This window comes from Acetobacter fabarum (genome assembly GCF_011516925.1).
Classification (GTDB): Bacteria; Pseudomonadota; Alphaproteobacteria; order Acetobacterales; family Acetobacteraceae; genus Acetobacter; species Acetobacter fabarum.
In genome coordinates this window covers 1-624 of the sequence record NZ_WOTG01000061.1, presented here as the reverse complement: position 1 = coordinate 624, position 624 = coordinate 1, and the positions used below count along the sequence as shown (strand labels likewise).

Below are 624 nucleotides of genomic sequence, written 5' to 3'. Positions count from 1 at the left end.
GCCATGGATGTGGTAAACTCGGCCCCGTTTGCCCAGATCCTCAACATAGACCCCGTCCCTGTAGGGATACTGGTGCACAGCCTGCTTGCGCCCTGTCTCGCCCCCACTACCCAGCACGGCAAATGGCACCGCGCGGAATGAGCACTGGAGATATTCCAGCGCTGTGTTGATGAGTGAACCGGACATGTGTCAGTTGCCTAGAGCGGTATTGGTTGGATCCATCGCCCGTTGTTGCGAGATGGACGCCACCTTCAGGTTGGAACTGGCTGAGGTGACTTTGACCGAAGACCCGGGCGGGGCATTGTCATGGCTGATCTCAACCCGCAGTCGAGAAGTTGTGCCATCAAGACCACCGCCAGCGTCCTGCTTGGGCGGCGTGGGCATCTGGGCTGGTGGAGCTGAGAGAGCGTTATACCAATCCGTGCCCATTCCTGCCCGGTTGCTCATCTCGCGCAGTTGGTCCGCCTGAGTCCGGCCCGGACGGAAATAATTCACAGACGCCAATGCCGCAGCCTGTGATGCTGTTCTGGCATGACGGATTTCATCGCCCCCCAGATAACTCTGGTGGTCGAGTTCCCACTGCATGAACTTAAGCTGATCTTCCCGGCTTGAACCGTGAATATC

Annotated in this window: 2 protein-coding genes; both read right to left on the bottom strand. The window is 58.3% G+C overall.

What is annotated here, in order from left to right:
• Window positions 1-186: DNA circularization N-terminal domain-containing protein (locus tag GOB83_RS14710; protein WP_194301419.1), on the bottom strand; the 186-nt coding region annotated here is incomplete at its 3' end.
• 3 nt (window positions 187-189) lie between these two features.
• A partial coding sequence (locus GOB83_RS14705; RefSeq protein WP_338420646.1) for a phage tail tip lysozyme occupies window positions 190-624 on the bottom strand: 435 nt, incomplete at its 5' end.